Origin of the sequence: Pseudomonas sp. S34, from assembly GCF_009866745.1 — a bacterium.
Classification (GTDB): domain Bacteria; phylum Pseudomonadota; class Gammaproteobacteria; order Pseudomonadales; family Pseudomonadaceae; genus Aquipseudomonas; species Aquipseudomonas jessenii.
In genome coordinates, this window is sequence record NZ_CP019398.1 from 2,776,979 (window position 1) to 2,797,416 (window position 20,438).

General features: G+C 60.4%; 18 protein-coding genes. 8 read left to right on the forward strand and 10 right to left on the reverse strand.

The features are described 5' to 3' along the window. Nucleotides 1–34: 34 nt before the first annotated feature. Both PspS34_RS12450 and PspS34_RS12455 read right to left on the reverse strand, forming a co-directional pair. Nucleotides 35–1,018, reverse strand: coding sequence for a FecR domain-containing protein (locus PspS34_RS12450; RefSeq protein ID WP_159389831.1), 984 nt, complete (start codon nt 1,016–1,018; stop codon nt 35–37). Beyond that, complete coding sequence (locus tag PspS34_RS12455) at nt 1,015–1,539, reverse strand: sigma-70 family RNA polymerase sigma factor (RefSeq protein ID WP_150814632.1); 525 nt, start codon at nt 1,537–1,539, stop codon at nt 1,015–1,017. Before PspS34_RS12455 ends, PspS34_RS12450 begins: the two co-directional genes overlap by 4 nt. A gap of 291 nt (nt 1,540–1,830) precedes the next feature. Between PspS34_RS12455 and PspS34_RS12460 the strand changes: the two genes are divergently transcribed. The 6 genes from PspS34_RS12460 (at nt 1,831) to PspS34_RS12485 (ending at nt 7,352) form a co-directional block, all read left to right on the forward strand. Further along, nucleotides 1,831–2,079 carry a transmembrane sensor/regulator PpyR gene (locus tag PspS34_RS12460; protein WP_159389832.1) on the forward strand — a complete coding sequence of 83 codons (249 nt, stop codon included), beginning with the start codon at nt 1,831–1,833 and terminating at the stop codon, nt 2,077–2,079. Next, nucleotides 2,079–3,233 (forward strand): NnrS family protein, encoded by a 1,155-nt coding sequence (locus PspS34_RS12465; protein WP_159389833.1) that lies wholly within the window; start codon nt 2,079–2,081, stop codon nt 3,231–3,233. Before PspS34_RS12460 ends, PspS34_RS12465 begins: the two co-directional genes overlap by 1 nt. 230 nt (nt 3,234–3,463) lie before the next feature. Next, the gene (locus PspS34_RS12470; protein ID WP_057715045.1) at nt 3,464–3,919 is read left to right on the forward strand and encodes a (2Fe-2S)-binding protein; all 456 of its coding nucleotides are present in this window, start codon (nt 3,464–3,466) and stop codon (nt 3,917–3,919) included. 25 nt (nt 3,920–3,944) lie between these two features. Further along, nucleotides 3,945–6,113 carry a xanthine dehydrogenase family protein molybdopterin-binding subunit gene (locus PspS34_RS12475; protein WP_159389834.1) on the forward strand — a complete coding sequence of 723 codons (2,169 nt, stop codon included), beginning with the start codon at nt 3,945–3,947 and terminating at the stop codon, nt 6,111–6,113. Nucleotide 6,114: 1 nt separating this feature from the next. Continuing rightward, the gene (locus PspS34_RS12480; RefSeq protein ID WP_150814628.1) at nt 6,115–6,696 is read left to right on the forward strand and encodes a hypothetical protein; all 582 of its coding nucleotides are present in this window, start codon (nt 6,115–6,117) and stop codon (nt 6,694–6,696) included. A 74-nt stretch (nt 6,697–6,770) separates the two neighbouring features. Next, nucleotides 6,771–7,352 (forward strand): GGDEF domain-containing protein, encoded by a 582-nt coding sequence (locus PspS34_RS12485; protein WP_154908932.1) that lies wholly within the window; start codon nt 6,771–6,773, stop codon nt 7,350–7,352. 103 nt (nt 7,353–7,455) lie between these two features. Here PspS34_RS12485 and PspS34_RS12490 read toward each other — a convergent pair whose 3' ends face one another. Further along, nucleotides 7,456–7,881, reverse strand: a complete 426-nt coding sequence (locus PspS34_RS12490) for a VOC family protein (protein WP_150813870.1) — start codon at nt 7,879–7,881, stop codon at nt 7,456–7,458. A gap of 112 nt (nt 7,882–7,993) precedes the next feature. Between PspS34_RS12490 and PspS34_RS12495 the strand changes: the two genes are divergently transcribed. Then, the gene (locus tag PspS34_RS12495) at nt 7,994–8,854 is read left to right on the forward strand and encodes a LysR family transcriptional regulator (RefSeq protein WP_159389835.1); all 861 of its coding nucleotides are present in this window, start codon (nt 7,994–7,996) and stop codon (nt 8,852–8,854) included. Between the two features lie 309 nt (nt 8,855–9,163). Further along, on the forward strand, nt 9,164–10,237 hold the full coding sequence (locus tag PspS34_RS12500) for an RHS repeat-associated core domain-containing protein (RefSeq protein ID WP_159389836.1): 1,074 nt from the start codon (nt 9,164–9,166) through the stop codon (nt 10,235–10,237). 224 nt (nt 10,238–10,461) lie between these two features. Here the strand turns inward: PspS34_RS12500 and fabI are convergent, their stop codons facing one another. The 7 genes from fabI to PspS34_RS12535 all read right to left on the reverse strand — a co-directional run bounded on the left by fabI (nt 10,462) and on the right by PspS34_RS12535 (nt 20,352). Next, entirely contained in the window at nt 10,462–11,256 is a 795-nt protein-coding gene (fabI, locus tag PspS34_RS12505; RefSeq protein WP_057715039.1) for an enoyl-ACP reductase FabI, read from the reverse strand. Nucleotides 11,257–11,275: 19 nt separating this feature from the next. Then, a complete protein-coding gene (locus PspS34_RS12510) occupies nt 11,276–12,886 on the reverse strand; it encodes an ABC transporter ATP-binding protein (protein WP_154860119.1) in 1,611 nt (536 codons plus the stop codon). A 1-nt stretch (nt 12,887) separates the two neighbouring features. Next, nucleotides 12,888–13,907, reverse strand: a complete 1,020-nt coding sequence (locus PspS34_RS12515; protein ID WP_007999322.1) for an ABC transporter permease — start codon at nt 13,905–13,907, stop codon at nt 12,888–12,890. Nucleotide 13,908: 1 nt separating this feature from the next. Further along, entirely contained in the window at nt 13,909–14,982 is a 1,074-nt protein-coding gene (locus PspS34_RS12520) for a microcin C ABC transporter permease YejB (RefSeq protein ID WP_007979116.1), read from the reverse strand. A 4-nt stretch (nt 14,983–14,986) separates the two neighbouring features. Then, complete coding sequence (locus PspS34_RS12525; protein ID WP_154860118.1) at nt 14,987–16,828, reverse strand: extracellular solute-binding protein; 1,842 nt, start codon at nt 16,826–16,828, stop codon at nt 14,987–14,989. Then, entirely contained in the window at nt 16,825–18,657 is a 1,833-nt protein-coding gene (locus tag PspS34_RS12530; protein ID WP_159389837.1) for an extracellular solute-binding protein, read from the reverse strand. The genes PspS34_RS12525 and PspS34_RS12530 overlap by 4 nt, the downstream gene beginning before the upstream one ends. 264 nt (nt 18,658–18,921) lie before the next feature. After that, nucleotides 18,922–20,352 (reverse strand): transglycosylase SLT domain-containing protein, encoded by a 1,431-nt coding sequence (locus tag PspS34_RS12535; RefSeq protein WP_057715033.1) that lies wholly within the window; start codon nt 20,350–20,352, stop codon nt 18,922–18,924. Between the last annotated feature and the right edge of the window lie 86 nt (nt 20,353–20,438).

Genomic DNA, 20,438 nt, shown 5'->3' on the forward strand with positions numbered 1-20,438 from the left:
CAAAAGGGAACCGGCGCGACAGAAAAAACCTTCATCAGGCTTTTGGGCCGACGTTGACCCACCAGTCCAGCGGCTTCTGCACCCGTACCGGCAATGCCGCTTCCAGCAGGCGCAAGGCCTGATCGGTGTCCTTGAGCGGGAACGAACCCATGACCGGCAGCCCGGCCACCGCCGGGTCGCAGCCCAGATGCCCGTGACGGTATTGGCTCAGCTCCTGGAGCAATTGGCCCAACGGCAGGTTGTCTGCCAGCAACAGGCCACGGCGCCAGGCTTCACGAGTCGCCGTGGCTGCGGTCGGTATCGGAATGTGGTTTTCGCCGAATGCCACTTGGCGTCCCGCTTCCACCACCTGAACCTGACCTTGGGCAGTCCGGACTTCAACGGCGCCTTCGTAGACGTTGAGCACTGTCTGCCGATCCTCCTGGCGCACACTGAAGTGCGTGCCCAGCGCGCGCATCCGGCCCTGGGCGGTGTGCACCAGCAGCGGGCGGTGGCTGTCTTTGGCGGTGTCGATCAACACCTCCCCAAGCCGCAACAGCAGCAGTCGTTGTGTGCTGTCGAACCGAACATTCAGCGCGCTCAACGCATTGAGCCAGATCTGGCTGCCATCGCTGAGCCGGGTTTCGCGGGTTTCGCCGGTGCCGGTGGAGAGGTCGGCGCGCCAGCGAACCAGGGTGGGCGCCAAGGCGGTTTCCTCCCAGGCACTCCACCCCAGCAAACCTCCCGACACCAGAACCAGCAGACCCTTCACGGTGTGGCGGCGACTGATGGCGGCACGTTCGGTGTTGCGCAGTACATGGCTGACCGCTTGCGGATGATCGTTCTGCAAGGCGGCAAAGCGCTGGCCAACCCGCTCGACATAATGCCAGGCAGCCTGATGCTCGCTACTTTGCGTCAGCCAGGCTTGCCAGTGCTGGCGCTCTTGTTCCCCGGCCTGTTGGTCGTTGAGTTGGACATACCATTGCGCAGCTTGTTCGAGACTGGCATGGCTGATGGCGTTCGATGCGGTCTGTGTCATTGAATCAGCAGGCCATCGAGTTCTGCTTCGAGCATGGCGCAATGCATCAATGCCTGGGCCAGGTACTTCTTCACCATGCGCTCACACACGCCGATTTCTTCGGCGATGGCGCGGTAGGGCAACCCCTGCAACTGGGCCAACACGAACGCATCACGTACCCGTTGGGGCAAGCGTTGCAACATGGCGTCCACTTCATACAGGGTTTCGACGATGATCGCCCGCTGCTCTGGCGAAGGGTGAACGGCTTGGGGCTGCGCCGCGAGGGTGTCCAGCCAGGCCTGTTCAAGTTGCCGACGACGCCAGTGATCGATACACAAGCCTCGGGCGATGGTCGCCAGATACGAACGTTCGTGGGTTTCGCCGTCGAACACCTGAGGGCGCTTGAGCACACGGATGAAGGTGTCATGGGCCAGGTCGGCAGCATCAAACGCGTTGTTCAGACGCCGGCGCAGCAACGCGTGCAACCAGCGGTGATGCGTGGCGTAGAGGGTCTGGACGCAGGAGGAATCGGCAACCGTCATCGTGAGCGCATGTCCATGGGCGGTTCGCGTCCTTGTGTAAATAAGAATTGATCGCGATTAAAGCAAATGGCTCATGTCTGCGCAAATGATATTGGTTTGCTTTTAGGTTGATTGAATCGTGTCTGGAGGACGTTGTTGTCGTAATGACTCTTTGTGTTGTCATAAGGACAATATCTGGGTTGAGTCAAATTGACTTCGTTGATCTGGAGGTGCCGGTTTACAAGGGCTCATGAGCTGGCACGGAACATGAAACATCAAACGTACAACTGAGCGGCTACAGGTGTACGGAAAATGTCCAATTTCTTCAGCAACCCTCAAAACGTTCTGCATCTCTCCAATCGCGTACTCGGCGTTGGCCTGGTCATGTTGCTCGCCGGAGTCTACGGCGCCTATTTCTACGCAGGGCACCTGTCGATTGTCGCCCTGGTGTCGATGCACGCCATGACCATCCTCGGCCCGACCCTGCTGAAAATCGGCTATGTCATGCGGCTGCTGTCGCAGTACGGGCTGAGCCAAACTCCGGCCAGAGTGGTGGCGTGATGCGTGGAATCGCTGCTGCACCTGTTTTCTCCCTCGGCTTTCGCCCGTTTTTTCTGGCGGGTGCCGGGTTCGCGGCCATCGCGGTGGCGGTCTGGGCGTTGTGGTTGTACGGTCGACTCCCCGGCGCACAACCAATGGGTGGCATGCTCGCCTGGCATCGCCATGAAATGCCGTTCGGTTTTACAGCGGCCATCATTGCCGGGTTTCTGTTGACGGCGGTACCCAACTGGACCGACCGGCCAGGGCTCAATGGGTGGCCGCTGATCGGGCTGGTGCTGGTATGGCTGATCGCTCGGCTGGCCTGGTTGATGCCGATGCCCGCCATCCTGTTGCTGGCCTTGCAAGTGCCCTTTCTGCCGCTGCTGGCGTGTGTGTTGGGACGGGATTTGATCGCCGCCGGCAAGCGGGAAAACTATCCGGTTTTACTGATGGTCACGTTGTTGGCAGGCTGTCAGGCGCTGACGTTGCTGGGGATTTTCAATGAAGACGTGAATCTGCAGCGGCATGGCGTGCTGGCCGCTTTGTGGCTGGTGGGCGCGCTGATGAGCGTGATCGGCGGGCGGGTGATTCCGTTCTTCATCCAGCGCGGGTTGAACCGTCCCGCAACGCCTGCGGCTCATCCGTTGCCGGGCAAGGTGTTGCTGATCAGCGCGATGCTGGCGGCGGTGTCTTTTGCCGTCGGTTTGAATGACGCCCCACGTGTGTGGCTGGCGCTGTTATTTGCGTTGATCAGCGGTTTGCATCTGCTGCGATTGTGGCGCTGGCATGATCGCGGTCTGTGGCGCGTGCCGCTGCTGTGGTCGCTGTACCTGGCTTACACCTGGCTCGCGGTGGCGACGCTGGCCATGGCTCTGTGGCACCTGGGCTGGATGCCGCAGCAAAGCCTGGCCACCCATTCGCTGGCCGTCGGCGGCATCGGCGGGTTGGTTCTGGCGATGATCGCGCGGGTCAGCCTGGGGCACACCGGGCGGCCGTTGCTGCCCTCGAAAGTAATCGTTGTGGGATTTGCCCTGGTGCTGGTGGCGGGTGTGTCACGGGTGTTGCTGGTGCCGTTTTCCGGGTGGGGATTGGGAATGTCGGCGCTGCTTTGGTGTATGGCATTCGGGCTGTTTCTGTCGCGTTACATCGGTATTTTGTTCAAGCCGAGGGTGTAGGAGCGAAGCTTGCTCGCGACGGACGTCAACGATAACGCGCCCTGTCTGAATGACCGCGTTGTACTGACGTTTTTCGCGAGCAAGCTCGCTCCTACAGGTGACCGGTGGTCGATGCGCCTCGGCCTGCCGGCAAAATTGCGCTTAGCTGAAGGGTAACCCGAGGCGCGCACAGGTTTTACAAGGCCGCAGCGACGCCCCTTCAGATCACCCTGAGTCTGAGGAACCGCGCCATGCTGACCCTGAACATCAATGGCCAGGATCAGGAGCTGGATGTCCCCGCCGACATGCCGCTGCTCTGGGTCCTGCGCGATGTCGCCCACCTCACCGGCACCAAATTCGGCTGCGGCATCGCCCAATGCGGAGCCTGCACCGTGCACGTCGATGGCGCACCGCTGCGCTCGTGCATCACACCGGCCACGGCCGTGGCCCATGGGCAAAAGATTCTCACCATCGAAGGCCTTTCCGCGGATGGTTCGCACCCGGTCCAACAGGCCTGGGCGGAACTTGACGTGGTCCAGTGTGGCTACTGTCAGTCCGGGCAGATCATGTCGGCGGCCGCATTGCTGGCGAAAATTCCGAAACCGACCGACAGCGACATCGATCAGGCGCTGTCCGGGAACATCTGCCGTTGCGGCACTTACCCGAGGATCCGCGCGGCGGTCAAACGCGCCGCCGAGCTGGGTTGAGACCGGGTTGAAGGGAGCTTGCGCCATGAACAGCATCAACGCGTTATCGCGTCGTGGTTTTCTCAAGGGCAGTGCCATGCTGGGCGGCGGGCTGGTGGTCGCGTTTGCCATGCCCGGTGCCCACCGTTTCGCCATGGGCGCGGAAAACCAGGGCAACGTGTTTGCGCCCAATGCCTTCCTGCGTATTGGCAACGACAACAGTGTCACCGTATTGCTGGGGCACTCGGAAATGGGCCAGGGCATCTGGACCGGCCTGACCATGCTGATCGCCGAAGAACTGGACGCCGACTGGACGAAAATCCGCGTCGAGCATGCACCGGCTTCGGCAACCGATTACGGCCTGCCCGGTTTTGGCGGGATGCAAATCACCGGCGGCTCGACCTCGACCTGGATGGAGTTCGACCGCTATCGCCAGGCCGGCGCGGCGGCGCGCTTGATGTTGATCGACGCAGCGGCCAAGCGTTTCAACGTCGCGCCGTCCGAGATTCATACCGAATCGGGGGTGGTCATGGCCGGTGAGCACCGTGCCACCTACGGCGAACTGGCCGATGACGCCGGGCAATTGCCACGGCCAGACCCGGCCTCGATCAAACTCAAGGACGCAAAGGACTGGAAGCTGATCGGCAAACCCACCCAGCGTCTGGACACTCCGGAAAAAATCACCGGCCGGGCGAAGTTCGGCATGGACGTGCAGTTTGACGGGCTGATGACTGCGATGGTCGCCCGTTCGCCCACCTTCGGCGGTAGCGTCAAATCCTTTGAGGGCGCCGAAGCGCTGGCGATTCCGGGTGTGCACAAAGTGGTGCAAGTGCCGACCGGCATCGCGGTGATTGCCGATCATTTTTGGGCGGCGAAGCTGGGGCGCGATGCGCTGAAAATCGAGTGGAATCCGGGGCCGAACGCCGGGCTCGACAGCCAGGCGTTACTGGAAAACTTCCGCAAACTCGCCACCACCCCCGGCCTGAACGCAGGCCAGGCGGGGGATACCCAGGCTGCGCTGGCGAAAGCGGCCAAGAAGATCGACGTTGAATACAGCGTGCCTTATCTGGCACACGCGCCGATGGAGCCACTGAACTGCACGGTGAGCATCACCAAGGACAAATGCGAAATCTGGACTGGCACCCAGTTCCAGACCCTGGACCAAATGGTCGCCGGGAAAATCACCGGGCTCAAACCCGAACAGGTGGTGATCCATACCGAGTTTCTCGGTGGCGGCTTCGGGCGCCGGGCCAATCCGACGTCGGATTTCGTCAGCGAAGCGGTGTATGTCGCCAAGGCTGCCGGCGCACCGGTGAAAACCGTGTGGGCGCGGGAGGACGACATCCGTGGAGGCTATTACCGCTCGGCGTTCCTGCACCATGCGCGTATCGGGCTGGGCGCTGACGGCCTGCCGCTGGCCTGGAAACATGTGATGGTCGGGCAGTCGATCATGGCCGGGACCTCGCTTGAAGCGACCATGGTCAAGGACGGGATCGACAAGACCTCCGTCGAAGGCGTGGCGGACAGCCCCTACCTCGAAGGGTTGGCCAATCACCAGATTGAACTGCATTCACCGACAACCGGCATCAGCGTGTTGTGGCTGCGTTCGGTGGGGCACACCCACACCGCGTTTGTCATGGAGTCGCTGATCGATGAACTGGCCACGGCGGCCGGCAAGGATCCGGTGGAGTATCGGCGGACCTTGCTCAAGGACCATCCGCGCCATCTCGGTGTGCTGAACCTCGCGGTGGAGAAGGCCAACTGGAAGGCGCCACTGCCGGATGGCCATGCCCTGGGTGTGGCGGTGCATGAGTCGTTCGGCAGCTACGTGGCCCAGGTGGCCGAGGTGTCCCAGGACAACCTCGCCATCCGTGTGCACCGGGTGGTGTGCGCGGTGGATTGCGGCATTGCGGTCAACCCCCAGAGCATCGCCGCGCAGATGGAGTCGTGCATTACCTTTGGCCTCAGCTTCGCCTTGCACAGCAAGCTGACACTCAAGGACGGGCAGGTGGTGCAATCCAACTATCACGACTATCGGGTGCTGCGGCTCAACGAAATGCCGGTGGTCGAAGTGCATATCGTGCCCAGCAGCGACAAACCCGGTGGTATCGGCGAGGCCGGTGTGCCACCCATGGCGCCAGCGGTGGCCAACGCGGTGTTTGCCCTGACCGGGCAGCGCCTGCGGGAGCTGCCCTTGCAGCTGGCGGGGGTGTGAGATGAAACGACATCACTGGTTGCTTGGGGCGGTGATCCTGGTCTGTCTCATCGCCTACGCATCGCACGTGTTCGCCGATGATCGCGAGGCCTTGCAGGCGTTCGACACCGTGCAGAAGGTCTTCCAGAGCCCCCGTTGCCAGAACTGCCATATTCCTGGGGATTCGCCGCTGCAATTCGATGCCGGCGTGCCCCACGCCATGAATGTCGTGCGTGGCATGGACGGCAAGGGTTCGGCCGGGTTGCCCTGTGCAACCTGCCATGCGCAAAGCAATCCGCCAGCCAGTTACGGCCCCCACGCACCACCGGGTGCGCCGCACTGGAGTTTGCCACCGGCCGCGCACCGCATGGCCTGGATCGGCCTGCCAGCCGACCGGCTGTGCGCGATGATCAAGGATCGCTCCAGCAACGGCGATCGGGATTTTGCCGCGCTGATCAAGCACGTCAGCGACGACAAGCTGGTGCTGTGGGGCTGGAACCCCGGCGGCAATCGCGCGCCGGTACCGGTGCCCCACGATATTTTCGTCGCCCGGTTCAAGCGCTGGGCCGATGCGGGAGGACCGTGCCCGGTGGCAGGTAGCTGACCAGCGGCACGCTTACAGGGAGTCAATGTGGGTACGGGCGACTCTAACGTACATACCCGCCAAGGGAGTGAACGATGTTGATCTCAGGCAAAACAGGCAAATCGGGCCGATCAGCCAACCCGTTGCGCACGCCACAGCAAGAACGTGAACGGTTGCGCGAACTGGCTCGCCAGGCCGAACAAGAACTGGCAGGGGTGCAGATGGCGAGCATGGACGAGCTGACGCTGCTGTCCAATCGCCATGGTTTCACTGCATTGGCCCAACTCGGGCTGGATGCCTGCCAACAACTGGAGACGCCAGCGACACTGCTGTACTTCAGCCTCGATGAATTCAAGCTCATCTGCTATCTGTATGGCCGGGCCAAAGGTGACGATGCGCTCAAGACGTTCGCCGATGTCCTGCGGATCGGCTTTCGTGAAAACGATGTGGTCGGCCGACTCGACGGCGACCGGTTCGTGGCGCTGCTGACCGGGTCCAGTGCCGTTGAGATTGAGGCGATCAAGGTGCGACTCAATGAGATACTCGATGAGCGCAACGCCACGGCGCGTCGCAGTTATCACATTCGGTTCAGCGTGACCCAGGTCGAATACAACCCCACTGTTCATGACTCAATCGAGGAACTGCTGGAGGAGGCCGAGCGTGTGATGAGCCGTTAGGGCGGTGTTGCATTAGCGGGCCTCTTCGCGAGCAGGATTTATGAACGCCACAAATCCACTGTGGGAGCGAGCTTGCTCGCGATGGCGTCCCGACAGGCAACGCCTACTTGGCAAACAACTGCCCAATATCCTTGAACGCCTTGAACTCCAGCGCATTCCCGCAAGGATCAAGCAGAAACATCGTCGCCTGTTCACCCACCAGCCCCTGAAAACGAATCCCCGGTTCGATCACGAAGCGTGTCTCCAGCGACTTCAGCCGCTCGGCCAGCGCCTCCCACTCGGCCATCCCGAGCACCACGCCAAAATGCGGCACCGGCACATCGTGACCATCCACGGCATTGGTGTGCGCGGCTTCTTGCGTGGGGTTTTTCGGCGCCAGGTGAATCACCAGTTGATGGCCGAAAAAATTGAAATCCACCCAATGCTCGCTTGAGCGGCCTTCTTCCAGGCCAAACACTGAACCATAGAAATGTCGGGCGGCCGGCAAGTCGTAGACCGGAATGGCCAGGTGAAAAGGGGACAGTTGCATCAGGCGAACCTCGGTGTGGGTGGGAATGTGTCGAGTTTAGCCCTGTGCTTTTTGATTGAAAGACGATAATTTTTGCATCGAGCTCAAATTATTTCGATCAATCGAGGCCTCCATGCTGCGCGAACTGAAAACCTTTATCGCGGTGGCGCGTTACGGCACGTTCGCGGCAGCGGGCATGCACATCGGCCTGACGCAATCGGCGGTCAGCGCGCAGATTCGCAACCTGGAACAAGCCCTTGGCATCCGTCTGTTCGACCGCACCGGCCGCCAGGCGCTGCTCAACGCGGCGGGGCAGCGTGCGTTGCCGATGGCCAGGGAAATGCTCGAGACCTTCAGCCGCATGGCCGTCAGCGACGATGTCAGCGAGTACCGTGGCGAACTGAGAATCGGCGCAGTGGCGACCGCTCAGACCGGGCTGCTGCCCCAGGCGCTGGTGCGCTTGCGCCAACAGGCGCCCTTGCTGGAGCCCAAGCTGGTGCCCGGTGTGTCACTGAACCTGCTGAGCCAGGTCGACACGGGAGAAGTGGACCTGGCGATCCTGATCAAGCCGCCGTTTGAGTTGCCCAAGGAATTGTCTGCGCAGGTCATTCGCCGGGAACCGTTCGTGCTGATCGTACCGGCGGACCTGGACGGCGATGATCCGCTGCAACTGCTCGCCGAGCACCCTCATGTACGCTACGACCGCAATTCGTTTGGCGGGCGGCTGGTGACGCGGTTTCTGCGCGAACGGCAGATCGAGGTGCACGTGGCGCTGGAGCTGGATGAACTGGAGGCCATTGTCAAAATGGTCGAGTGTGGGTTGGGGGGTTCGTTGTTGCCGGAGGCGGGGCTTTGGCTGGAGCATGGGGCGAAGGTCAGGTTGATTCGGTTGGGTGAGCTGACGTTTTACCGCGAGATCGTGCTGTTGCAGCGCTACAGCCAGCGACAGCTGCCGATTCAGCAGCTGTTCGCCAAATGTCTGAATCTCGAGTAACCCTGTAGGAGCGAGCCCGCTCGCGAAGGTCGTCAACGATAACGCGCGCAGTCTGGTTGAACGCGGCGTGCCCGGGTTTTTCGCGAGCAGGCTCGCTCCTACAGGGGGGGCTACATCGGCCGGAAATCGCAGGCATAAAAAACCCGCCGGAGAAGGCGGGTTTTTTGGCTGGGAGAAGATTACTCTTTGATGCTGCCCACGGCCGTGCTGGCGCGCACTTATCCGTTTCAACCTATCAGTTCTGCTAGTACCCGATAGACAAATTAGGGCAGATAGTGACTTATCTACACTCATGTATGGATCGACCCGATGTTGAATCAACTGCGGTCACTGCTCTGCGAATATTACTATGATCCTCTGGATCGCCTGATCAGTCATGCCCAACCGAATACCTCCTTGCATCAGCGTTTTTACTGCAAAAGTCGTCTTGCCACCGAGATACAGGGGGCATTACGTAAGAGCGTTTTTCAGGTTGGTGATCAGGTTCTGGGGCAACAACAGCGCCAGGACGATTCTATCGACATCGCGTTACTGGCCACTGATCAACAACGTTCAGTCCTGCAAACGCTTCAGAAAGACAATCTGCCGCAGACCATCGCTTACTCACCGTATGGCCACCATCGAGCCGAAAGCGGTTTGAGTAGTTTGTTGGGTTTCAATGGGGAGCGGGCAGATCCGGTGACTGGGCATTATTTGCTGGGTAATGGGTACAGAGCGTTCAATCCGGTGTTGATGCGGTTCAACAGCCCGGACAGTTGGAGTCCATTTGGCAGAGGAGGCTTGAATAGTTATGCATATTGCAAAGGAGATCCTGTGGGTCGAATTGACCCGACTGGGCATGCTCCTTACATACTAGTCAAAGGTGTACTGAGTAAATTGAAAGAACAGGGTGATTTTATTGGGGCGGTTGTTGCGTCACAAAAGTCTGTAAAAAATCTTGCTAGTGGCGCAGAACTTCCAATGCCATTTTTAGGTCAGGGAGGTGCCCTTTCAAAAAAAGGGCTTTTTGTTGAAAGCAGCTTAGAGAAAGCAAAAAAATTAATGCTGGATACACCCCGGCGCCCAGATGCAGATGAACTAAAAGTTTTCGCCGTTTACCAAAAAAAATCGGAAAAAGTGAAAGGCGGGCAAATATCAACTTCGAGCGTTGTTTCACAGAGAATTGCGCAGTACGACACTAGAGTTTTCATCCAAAATGATCAGTTCGATAAACTGATATTTGCCGGGGCGTCAGGCCCTTCGCCAGCGTTGGCAGTAGAAACGCCTCGTGTGAAACCTTCTTATGCCACTCTTGTACCACCCGATTTAGGGGTGAAAGTAAAAACTGTGTTCGATTCTAAACCTGGTTTTGCAACTGCTATAAGATCGGGTGTTAGTTATTAGATAATCTCAGTAATGAGGTTGGGGATGTAATGGATGGAGGCGTGTTGATCGTATTCCCTCTGTTATGTTTTTCAGTGGGTGCGGTTCTCATCGAGAATTATTTGTAGTTGTCTGATGCCATTTGGCGTAGAAATGTTTTCCCGCTGAAGGTTGCGTTAGTCAAAGGAATTGTGAGCATAAAAAACCCGCCAAAAGCGGCGGGTTTTTTTTTGGCTGACCGAAGATTACTCTTCGATGCTGCCCATGGCCGTGGTGTTGAAGCCACCGTCCACGTACATGATTTCACCGCTGATGCCGGACGCCAGGTCCGAGCACAGGAAGGCGCCGGCGTTGCCGACTTCTTCGATGGTGACGTTGCGGCGCAGCGGGGTTTGCGCTTCGTTGGCGGCCAGCATCTTGCGGAAGTTCTTGATGCCGGAAGCGGCGAGGGTGCGGATGGGACCTGCCGATACGCAGTTGACGCGAGTACCGTCCGGGCCCAGGGAGCCGGCCAGGTAACGTACGCCAGCTTCCAGGGAAGCCTTGGCCATGCCCATGACGTTGTAGTTCGGCATGGTGCGCTCGGCGCCCAGGTACGACAGGGTCAGCAGGCTGCCGTTGCGGCCTTTCATCATTTCGCGGCCAGCCTTGGCCAGGGCCACGAAGCTGTAGGCGCTGATGTCGTGGGAGATGCGGAAACCTTCGCGGGTGGTGGCTTCGGTGAAGTCGCCGTCCAGTTGGTCGCCCGGGGCGAAGCCGACGGAGTGCACGATGCAGTCCAGGCCGTCCCACTTCTTGCTCAGCTCTTCGAAGACCTTGGCGATTTCTTCATCGCTGGCCACATCGCACGGGAAGCACAGCTCAGGGCTCGAACCCCAGCCTTGTGCGAACTCTTCGACACGACCCTTGAGTTTGTCGTTCTGATAAGTGAAGGCAAGCTCAGCGCCCTCGCGATGCATGGCGGCAGCGATGCCGGATGCGATGGACAGCTTGCTGGCGACACCGACGATCAGTACGCGCTTACCGGCGAGAAAACCCATGTGTTGCTCCTCTTTCAGGTTATTGCGCAGTGGCCGGAGCCAAAAAAGCGGCTTCCAGCAACTGCTGTGTATACGGATGTTGGGGGGCGGCAAAAATGCTTTGCGCGTCTCCCTGTTCGACCACTTGGCCATGCTTGACCACCATCAACTGGTGGCTCAGCGCTTTCACCACAGCCAGGTCATGGCTGATAAACAGATACGTCAGGTTGTACTTGGTTTGCAGTGAACGCAAAAGCTCCACTACCTGGCGTTGTACCGTGCGGTCGAGGGCCGAAGTCGGCTCGTCCAGCAAAATCAACGCCGGTTTTAACACCAATGCCCGGGCAATGGCGATTCTCTGCCGTTGCCCGCCGGAAAATTCGTGGGGGTAGCGGTGCCGGGTTTCCGGATCCAGACCTACCTCCTTGAGTGCTGCAATGATCGCTTGTTCCTGTTCCGCCTCGGTGCCCATCTTGTGGATCCGCAGGCCTTCGCCAACGATCTGGCTCACGCACATCCGCGGGCTCAGGCTGCCGAACGGGTCCTGAAACACCACTTGCATCTCCCGTCGCAGCGGCCTGACCTGTTGCTGCGTCAGGCAGTCTAGCTGCTGGCCTTCAAAGCGGATGGCGCCCTTGCTGGCGATCAACCGCAAAATCGCCAGGCCCAGGGTCGATTTGCCGGAACCGCTTTCTCCCACTATCCCCAGGGTCTGGCCCTGGGGCAGGCTGAAATTGATGCCGTCGACCGCCTTGACGTAATCCACCGTGCGCTTGAGCAGGCCTTTCTTGATCGGAAACCAGACTTTGAGGTCCTCGACCGCCAGCAAGGGCGGGCCGATCACGTTGCTTGCAGGCTTGCCGCCGGGCTCCGCTGCCAGCAGTTCCCGAGTGTACGGATGCTGCGGCGCGCGGAACAGTTCTTCGCACGATGCCTGTTCGACGATGCAACCTTGCTGCATGACACATACGCGGTGCGCAATTCTTCGCACAAGGTTCAAATCATGGCTGATCAGCAGCAGGGCCATGCCCAATCGGGCCTGCAATTCCTTGAGCAATTCGAGGATTTTCAGCTGAACGGTCACGTCCAGCGCGGTGGTCGGCTCGTCGGCGATCAGCAGTTCCGGCTCGTTGGCCAGGGCCATGGCGATCATCACCCGCTGACGCTGGCCGCCGGACAATTCGTGGGGCAGGGCCTTGAGTCGCTTGTGCGGCTCGGGGATGCCGACCATCTCCAGCAGCTCCAGGGTGCGTTTGGTCGCGACCTTGCCGGTCAGGCCCTTGTGGATGCCCAGCACTTCGTTGATCTGTTTCTCGATCGAGTGCAGGGGATTGAGCGAGGTCATCGGCTCCTGGAAAATCATCGCAATCCGGTTGCCGCGAATGTGGCGGATGGTTTTTTCTTTCAGCTCCAGCAGGTTCTGCCCGGAATACAAGATGGTGCCGGACGGATGCCGGGCGAGCGGGTAGGGCAGCAGGCGCAGGATCGAGTGTGCGGTGACCGACTTGCCGGAACCGCTCTCGCCGACCAACGCCAGGGTTTCGCCGCGCTTGATGTCGAAGCTGACGCCTTCGATCGCTCGCTGGCAGCGATTGCCGACGACAAAATTGACAGACAGGTCGCGCACTTCGATCAGATTGTGTTGATTCATTTCACTTCCTCGGGTCGAAGGCATCGCGAGCGGACTCGCCGATGAACACCAGCAGACTCAACATCAAGGCCAGCACGGCGAAGGCGCTGATGCCCAGCCACGGCGCCTGCAGGTTGGATTTGCCCTGGGCCACCAGTTCACCCAGGGACGGGCTGCCCGCCGGCAAGCCGAAGCCGAGGAAGTCCAGGGCGGTCAGCGTACCGATGGCGCCGGTGAGGATGAACGGCATGAAGGTCATGGTCGAGACCATCGCGTTGGGCAGGATGTGACGGAACATGATCGCGCCGTTTTGCATGCCCAGGGCGCGCGCGGCGCGCACGTATTCCAGGTTGCGCCCACGCAGGAATTCGGCGCGCACTACGTCCACCAGGCTCATCCACGAGAACAGCAGCATGATCCCCAGCAACCACCAGAAGTTGGGCTGCACGAAACTGGCGAGGATGATCAGCAGGTACAGCACCGGCAATCCGGACCAGATTTCCAGGAAGCGCTGCCCGGCCAGATCCACCCAGCCGCCGTAGAAACCCTGCAAGGCTCCGGCGATCACGCCGATGATCGAGCTGAGCACGGTCAGGGTCAGGGCGAACAGCACCGAAATGCGGAAACCGTAGATCACCCGGGCCAGCACGTCGCGGCCCTGATCGTCGGTGCCCAGCAGGTTGTCCGTCGAGGGCGGGGCCGGGGCCGGGACTTTCAGGTCGTAGTTGATGCTCTGGTAGCTGTAGGGAATCGGCGCCCACAGCACCCAGGCGTCCTTGGCCTTGAGCAGTTCGCGGATGTACGGGCTCTTGTAGTTGGCTTCCAGCGGAAATTCGCCGCCGAAGGTGGTTTCCGGGTAGCGTTTGAGCGCCGGGAAGTACCAGTTGTTGTCGTAGTGCACCACCAGCGGCTTGTCGTTGGCGATCAACTCGGCACCCAGGCTTGCGCCGAACAGGATCAGGAACAGCCACAGCGACCACCAGCCACGCTTGTTGGCCTTGAACAGTTCGAAGCGGCGGCGATTGAGAGGGGACAGGTTCATCTCAATGCTCCCGGCTTTCGAAGTCGATGCGCGGATCGACAAAGGTGTAGGTGAGGTCGCCGATCAGTTTCACCACCAGCCCGAGCAGGGTGAAGATGAACAGCGTGCCGAACACCACCGGGTAATCGCGGTTGATCGCCGCCTCGAAACTCATCAGGCCGAGGCCGTCGAGGGAGAAGATCACCTCCACCAGCAACGAGCCGGTGAAGAAGATGCCGATGAAGGCCGAAGGAAACCCGGCGATCACCAGCAGCATGGCGTTGCGGAACACGTGGCCGTACAGCACGCGGTGGTTGGTCAGGCCCTTGGCCCTGGCGGTGATCACGTATTGCTTGTTGATCTCGTCGAGGAAGCTGTTTTTGGTCAGCAGGGTCATGGTTGCGAAGTTGCCGATGACCAGCGCGGTCACCGGCAGCGCCAGGTGCCAGAAGTAGTCGAGGATCTTGCCGCCCATGCTCAGTTCATCGAAGTTGTTCGAAGTCAGCCCGCGCAAGGGGAACCAGTCCAGGTAACTGCCGCCGGCGAACACCACGATCAACAGGATGGCGAACAGGAACGCCGGGATCGCGTAGCCGACGATGATCGCCGAGCTGGTCCAGACGTCGAAGTGGCTGCCGTGCCGCGTGGCCTTGGCGATCCCCAGCGGGATCGACACCAGGTACATGATCAGCGTGCTCCACAGCCCGAGGGAGATCGACACCGGCATCTTTTCCTTGATCAGGTCGATGACCTTGGCGTCGCGGAAGAAGCTGTCGCCGAAATCCAGGGATGCATAGTTCTTGACCATGATCCACAAGCGTTCCGGCGCCGATTTGTCGAAGCCGTACATGTGCTCGATTTCCTTGATCAGCGCCGGGTCCAGGCCCTGGGCGCCGCGATAGGCCGAGCCTGCCACCGAGACTTCGGCACCACCGCCGGCGATGCGGCTGGTGGCGCCCTCGAAGCCTTCGAGCTTGGCGATCATCTGCTCCACCGGCCCACCCGGGGCCGCCTGGATGATCACGAAGTTGATCAGCAGAATGCCGAACAGGGTCGGAATGATGAGCAACAGTCGCCGAAAAATGTACGCCAGCATCTGATTACTCCGTGCCCGCAGGATCGGCCTGCAGTGTGGTTTCGACTTCTATTGCCGGCTTAATGTCCGGCTTGACCCACCAGGTGGCCGTGCCGATATCGTATTTAGGCGAGACCTTGGGATGGCCGATGTGGTTCCAGTAGGCCACGCGCCAGGTCTTGATGTGCCAGTTGGGTATTACGTAATAGCCCCATTGCAGTACTCGGTCCAGCGCGCGGGCGTGGGCGACCAGGCTGTTGCGCGAATCGGCGTTGATCAGTTGCTCGACCAGTTGATCGACCACCGGATCCTTCAGGCCCATGGAGTTGCGGCTGCCGGGCTTGTCGGCGGCGTCCGACATCCAGAATTCCCGTTGTTCGTTACCCGGCGAGTTGGACTGCGGGAAGCTGCCGACGATCATGTCGAAGTCCCGGGAACGCACGCGGTTGATGTACTGCGAGACGTCGACCCGGCGGATCACCAGATCGATGCCCAGGTCGCTCAGGTTGCGTTTGAACGGCAGCAGCACCCGTTCGAATTCGGTCTGGGCCAACAGGAACTCGATGACCACCGGCTTGCCGGTGGCGTCGACCATCTTGTCATCGACGATGCGCCAGCCGGCCTCCTGCAGCAATTGATAGGCTTGCCGTTGCTGGGCGCGGATCATGCCGCTACCGTCGGTGGTCGGGTTCTGGAAGGCTTCGTTGAACACCTGCGGCGCCAGCTTGCTACGGAACGGTTCGAGGATCGCCACCTGATCGGTGTCAGGCAGGCCGGTGGCGGCCATTTCCGAGTTCTCGAAATAACTGCGGGTACGCGCGTAGGCACCGTTGAACAGTTGCTTGTTGGTCCATTCGAAATCCAGCAACAGCGACAGGGCCTGGCGCACCCGCACATCCTGGAACACCGGGCGGCGCATATTGAATACGAACCCTTGCATGCCGGTGGGATTGCCGTTGGGAATCTGTTCCTTGACCAGTCGACCTTCGGTGACCGCCGCAATGTTGTAGGCGTTGGCCCAGTTCTTCGCGGTCATTTCCAGCCAGTAGTCGAACTGCCCGGCCTTGAGCGCTTCCAGGGCCACGGTGTTGTCGCGGTAGTAGTCGGTGGTCATCACGTCGAAGTTGTAGAAACCGCGATTGACCGGCAGGTCCTTGCCCCAGTAGTCCTTGACCCGCTCGTAACGCACCGAGCGTCCGGCCTTCACTTCGCTGACCTTGTACGGGCCACTGCCCAGCGGGATTTCCAGGTTGCCCTTGTTGAAGTCGCGGTCGGCCCACCAGTGCTTGGGCAGCACCGGCAACTGGCCGAGGATCAGCGGCAACTCGCGGTTGTTGGTGTGCTTGAACTTGAACAGTACGGTGAGCGGGTCTTCGGCGATCACTTCGGCCACATCGCTGTAGTAGCCGCGGTACATCGGCGCGCCGTCCTTGGTCAGCATCTGGAAGCTGAACACCACGTCCTCGGCGCGTACCGCATGGCCGTCATGGAAACGTGCTTCGGGGCGCAGGTAGAAGCGCACCCAGGCGTTGTCCGGGGCTTTCTCGATCAGGCGGGCGATCAAGCCGTACTCGGTGAATGGCTCGTCCAGGCCTTGCTTGGCCAGGGTGTCGTAGATGTTGCCGATATCGTCCGCCGGCACGCCTTTGCTGATGAAGGGGTTGAGGCTGTCGAAGCCGCCGAAGCCGGCCTGTCGGAAGATCCCGCCCTTGGGCGCGTCCGGGTTGACGTAGTCGAAGTGTTTGAAATCGGCCGGGTATTTCGGCGGTTCGTTATACAGGGTCACGGCATGTTGCGGCGCGGCGCAGGCCAGCCCGGCGAACAGCAGACCGCTGGCCTGCAGGAGCAGGGCACGGATGGGTTTCATTGATCTTTCTCCGAAGATTTCAGCCACCACGCGTTCAGGCCCAGGGTGTAGGGCGGGGTGGTGACGAAGGCGAGCCGGTTGCGGTACCCCAGACGGTGATAATTGAGGTACCAGTTGGGAACGATGTAGTGCTGCCACAGCAGCACGCGGTCGAGGGCCTTCCCGGCGGCGACCTGTTCATCGCGGGTCCGGGCGGCCAGCAACTGTTCGAGCAAATGGTCGACCGCCGGGTTGGCAATGCCGGCGTAGTTCTTGCTGCCCTTGACCCCGGCCTGGCTGGAGTGAAAGTACTGCCATTGTTCCAGGCCCGGGCTGAGCGTCTGGTTGAGGGTCATCAGAATCATGTCGAAATCGAACTGGTCGAGGCGCTGCTTGTATTGCGCGCGATCGACCGTGCGCAGCCGGGCGTCGATGCCGATGCTGGCCAGGTTCTCGACGTAAGGTTGGAGGATGCGTTCCAGGTTCGGGTTGACCAGCAGCAGTTCCAGGCGCAGCGGCTGCCCGGCGGTGTTTTGCAGGCGCTGGCCATTGAGCTTCCAGCCGGCTTCGGCGAGCAGGCCGAGGGCTTTGCGCAGGGTCTCCCGGGGGATGCCGCGGCCATCGGTCTGCGGCAGGCTGAACGGCTCGGTAAAGAGCCTGGCCGGCAGTTGCTCGCGATAGGGCTTGAGCAACAGCCATTCATGTCCGACCGGCAAACCGCTGGCCGAGAACTCGCTGTTGGGGTAATAGCTCATGGCGCGTTGGTAGGCGCCGCCGAACAGCGAGCGGTTGGTCCATTCAAAGTTGAACATCAGCCCCAGCGCTTCACGGACCTTGGTGTCCGAGAAAGCCGGACGACGGCTGTTCATGAACAGGCCCTGGGTCTGGGTCGGGATCTGATGGGGAATCTGCGTCTTGATCACCTCGCCGCGGCGTACGGCGGGGAAGTTGTAGCCGGTGTCCCAGTTCTTCGCCTGGTGCTCGATATAGATGTCGAACTCACCGGCCTTGAACGCCTCGAACGCCACGACGCTGTCGCGGTAGAACTCGACTTCCATGCGGTCGAAGTTGTACTTGCCGCGATTGACCGGCAGGTCTTTGCCCCAGTAATCCTTGACCCGTTCGAAGACGATCTGTCGTCCTGGCGTGACCGAGGTGATGCGATACGGCCCGCTGCCCAGCGGCGGCTCGAAAGTGGTGGCCTTGAAGTCGCGGCCTTTCCAGTAGTGCTGCGCCAGCACCGGCATTTCGCCCAGGCGCAGGATCAGCAGCGGATTGCCGGCTCGCTTGAACACGAAACGGATGCGCTGCGGGTTGAGGATGTCGACCCGCGACACTTCCTGAAGGCTGGTGCGGTACAGCGGATGGCCTTCCTTGAGCAACACGCGATAGGAGAACGCGACGTCGTAGGCGGTGATCGGCGTGCCGTCATGGAAGCGTGCTTCGGGACGCAGGTTGAACACCACCCAGCTGCGGTTCTCGTTGTACTCCACCGACTGGGCAATCAGGCCGTAGCTGGACGCGGGCTCGTCACCGGAAGGTGCGTACTGCCCCGTGCCGACCATCAGCGGTTCATTGAGCTCGTTGATGCCGTATTGCAGGAAACTCGGCGTGGTGACCGGGCTGGTGCCCTTGAAGGTGTAGGGGTTGAGCGTGTCGAAGGTGCCAAACGCCATCACCCGCAAAGTACCGCCCTTGGGCGCTTGCGGGTTGACCCAGTCGAAGTGGGCAAATCGGGCCGGGTACTTGAGCGTGCCGAACTGCGCATAACCATGGCTTTCGCTGATCGTCGCGCTTGCGGTGGAGCTCAAGGCCAGGCTGATCAGGAGCAGGGGCAGGGGACGCTTCAAATAGGGGATCCGATCCAGGCGGCTTGGGCTTTGTGGACCGTACAGTAACAGCTTGTATGGACAGGAAAAAGACGGTGTGTGAATGCGCAATATCAGCCGGGCCACAAACCCTGTGGGAGCGAGCTCGCTCGCGATGACGGCGTGTCAGCCGCCATCAATGCAAACTGATACACCCCATCGCGAGCAGGCTCGCTCCTACAGGTTTTGCATTCGCCACAAAAATTGCGCATGTATAAAAAAAGCCCCTGAATTCAGGGGCTTTTTTTAATGCGGATTGGCCACCGTCAACATCTGACCAGGCTTGAGCGCCTGGCCGACACGCGGATTCCAGCGCTTGAGGTGCTGCATCTCTACGTTGAAGCGCTTGGCCACGATGTACAGCGAGTCGCCTTGCTGGACCTTGTACTTGGCCTGCTGCTTTTTGGTATTGGCTGCAATCACGGTGTTGACGCGCCCTGAGTTGCGTTTGCTGTTGTCCTGCATGACCAGGGTCTGGCCGGGCTTGAGGTTCTTGCCGCTCAGTTTGTTCCAGCGTTGCAGGTCCTTCACGTCAACGTTGTTGGCCTTGGCGATGGAACCGAGGTTGTCACCCCGCTTGACCCGATAGGAACGCTTGACGCTGGCGACCTGGCTGTCGTCGGCACCTTCGAAGACCGGCTTGAGCGATTTCTTGCTGATCAGTTCTTCAGGACGCATGGTCTGCAGGCTGCTGGTCAGCAATTGCGCCTTGGAGGTCGGCACCAGCAGATGTTGCGGGCCATCCAGGGTGGTGCGCTGCTTGAAGGCCGGGTTGAGCTGGAACAGTTCGTCTTCGTCGATGTTGGCAACTTCAGCAACCTTGGACAGGTCCATGCGCTGGTTGATTTCGACGACCTGGAAGTAGGGCTCGTTGGCGATCGGATTGAGGTTCACGCCGTAGGCTTCCGGCGCCATCACCACCTGTGACAGTGCCAGCAACTTTGGCACATAGGCCTGGGTTTCAGAGGGCAGCGGCAGGTTCCAGTAGTCGGTCGGCAGGCCGAGGCGTTCATTGCGCTCAATGGCCCGGCTGACGGTGCCTTCGCCGGCGTTGTAGGCCGCCAGGGCCAGCATCCAGTCGCCGTTGAACATGTCGTGCAGGCGGGTCAGGTAATCCAGGGCGGCGGTGGTCGACGCGGTGATGTCGCGACGGCCATCATAGAAGCGGGTTTGACGCAGGTTGAAGTAACGCCCGGTGGACGGGATGAACTGCCAAAGACCCACCGCGTTGGCCCGGGAATAGGCCATCGGGTTGTAGGCGCTTTCAATCACTGGCAGCAGGGCCAGTTCCAGCGGCATGTTGCGTTCTTCAAGGCGTTCGACGATGTAGTGAATGTAGAGGCTGCCACGTTCGCCGGCGTTTTCGAGGAAAGATGGATTGCTGGCGAACCACAGGCGCTGTTGCTCGATGCGCGGGTTGACGCCCAGCCCGTCTTGCAGCTGGAAGCCCTGGCGCATGCGCTCCCAGACGTCCTGGGGGATTTGCGGGCTGGGTTTTTCGCTGAGCCAGATCGGCTTCTGCTTGGCGCGCGCGGCGATGTTCTGCGTGTGCGCCGCATCGGTCTGCGGCGCATGGCTGGAACAGCCCGCCAGGGTGGCGGACACAGCCACCGCAATGGCTTGAGCCAAGCGGGTCAATGCGTCTGAACTGATGGCTTTGCGAATAGGTGACGACATTGGCTGGAAGTAAGTTCCGGGCAAAAATGTCGGGCGATTCTAGGAAGCGCACCCTGCGCGGTCAACCTTTCAGAATTGTTGCAATC

What these genes read in the sequence shown, in the direction of transcription:
- PspS34_RS12460 (WP_159389832.1), top strand. Translation starts at nt 1,831, where the DNA reads ATGTCCAATTTCTTCAGCAACCCTCAAAACGTTCTGCATCTCTCCAAT.
- PspS34_RS12485 (WP_154908932.1), top strand. Translation starts at nt 6,771, where the DNA reads ATGTTGATCTCAGGCAAAACAGGCAAATCGGGCCGATCAGCCAACCCG.
- PspS34_RS12535 (WP_057715033.1), bottom strand. Translation starts at nt 20,352, where the DNA reads ATGTCGTCACCTATTCGCAAAGCCATCAGTTCAGACGCATTGACCCGC.
- PspS34_RS12495 (WP_159389835.1), top strand. Translation starts at nt 7,994, where the DNA reads ATGCTGCGCGAACTGAAAACCTTTATCGCGGTGGCGCGTTACGGCACG.
- PspS34_RS12500 (WP_159389836.1), top strand. Translation starts at nt 9,164, where the DNA reads ATGTTGAATCAACTGCGGTCACTGCTCTGCGAATATTACTATGATCCT.
- PspS34_RS12480 (WP_150814628.1), top strand. Translation starts at nt 6,115, where the DNA reads ATGAAACGACATCACTGGTTGCTTGGGGCGGTGATCCTGGTCTGTCTC.
- PspS34_RS12465 (WP_159389833.1), top strand. Translation starts at nt 2,079, where the DNA reads ATGCGTGGAATCGCTGCTGCACCTGTTTTCTCCCTCGGCTTTCGCCCG.
- PspS34_RS12510 (WP_154860119.1), bottom strand. Translation starts at nt 12,886, where the DNA reads ATGAATCAACACAATCTGATCGAAGTGCGCGACCTGTCTGTCAATTTT.
- fabI (WP_057715039.1), bottom strand. Translation starts at nt 11,256, where the DNA reads ATGGGTTTTCTCGCCGGTAAGCGCGTACTGATCGTCGGTGTCGCCAGC.
- PspS34_RS12455 (WP_150814632.1), bottom strand. Translation starts at nt 1,539, where the DNA reads ATGACGGTTGCCGATTCCTCCTGCGTCCAGACCCTCTACGCCACGCAT.
- PspS34_RS12490 (WP_150813870.1), bottom strand. Translation starts at nt 7,881, where the DNA reads ATGCAACTGTCCCCTTTTCACCTGGCCATTCCGGTCTACGACTTGCCG.
- PspS34_RS12470 (WP_057715045.1), top strand. Translation starts at nt 3,464, where the DNA reads ATGCTGACCCTGAACATCAATGGCCAGGATCAGGAGCTGGATGTCCCC.
- PspS34_RS12525 (WP_154860118.1), bottom strand. Translation starts at nt 16,828, where the DNA reads ATGAAACCCATCCGTGCCCTGCTCCTGCAGGCCAGCGGTCTGCTGTTC.
- PspS34_RS12450 (WP_159389831.1), bottom strand. Translation starts at nt 1,018, where the DNA reads ATGACACAGACCGCATCGAACGCCATCAGCCATGCCAGTCTCGAACAA.
- PspS34_RS12515 (WP_007999322.1), bottom strand. Translation starts at nt 13,907, where the DNA reads ATGAACCTGTCCCCTCTCAATCGCCGCCGCTTCGAACTGTTCAAGGCC.
- PspS34_RS12520 (WP_007979116.1), bottom strand. Translation starts at nt 14,982, where the DNA reads ATGCTGGCGTACATTTTTCGGCGACTGTTGCTCATCATTCCGACCCTG.
- PspS34_RS12475 (WP_159389834.1), top strand. Translation starts at nt 3,945, where the DNA reads ATGAACAGCATCAACGCGTTATCGCGTCGTGGTTTTCTCAAGGGCAGT.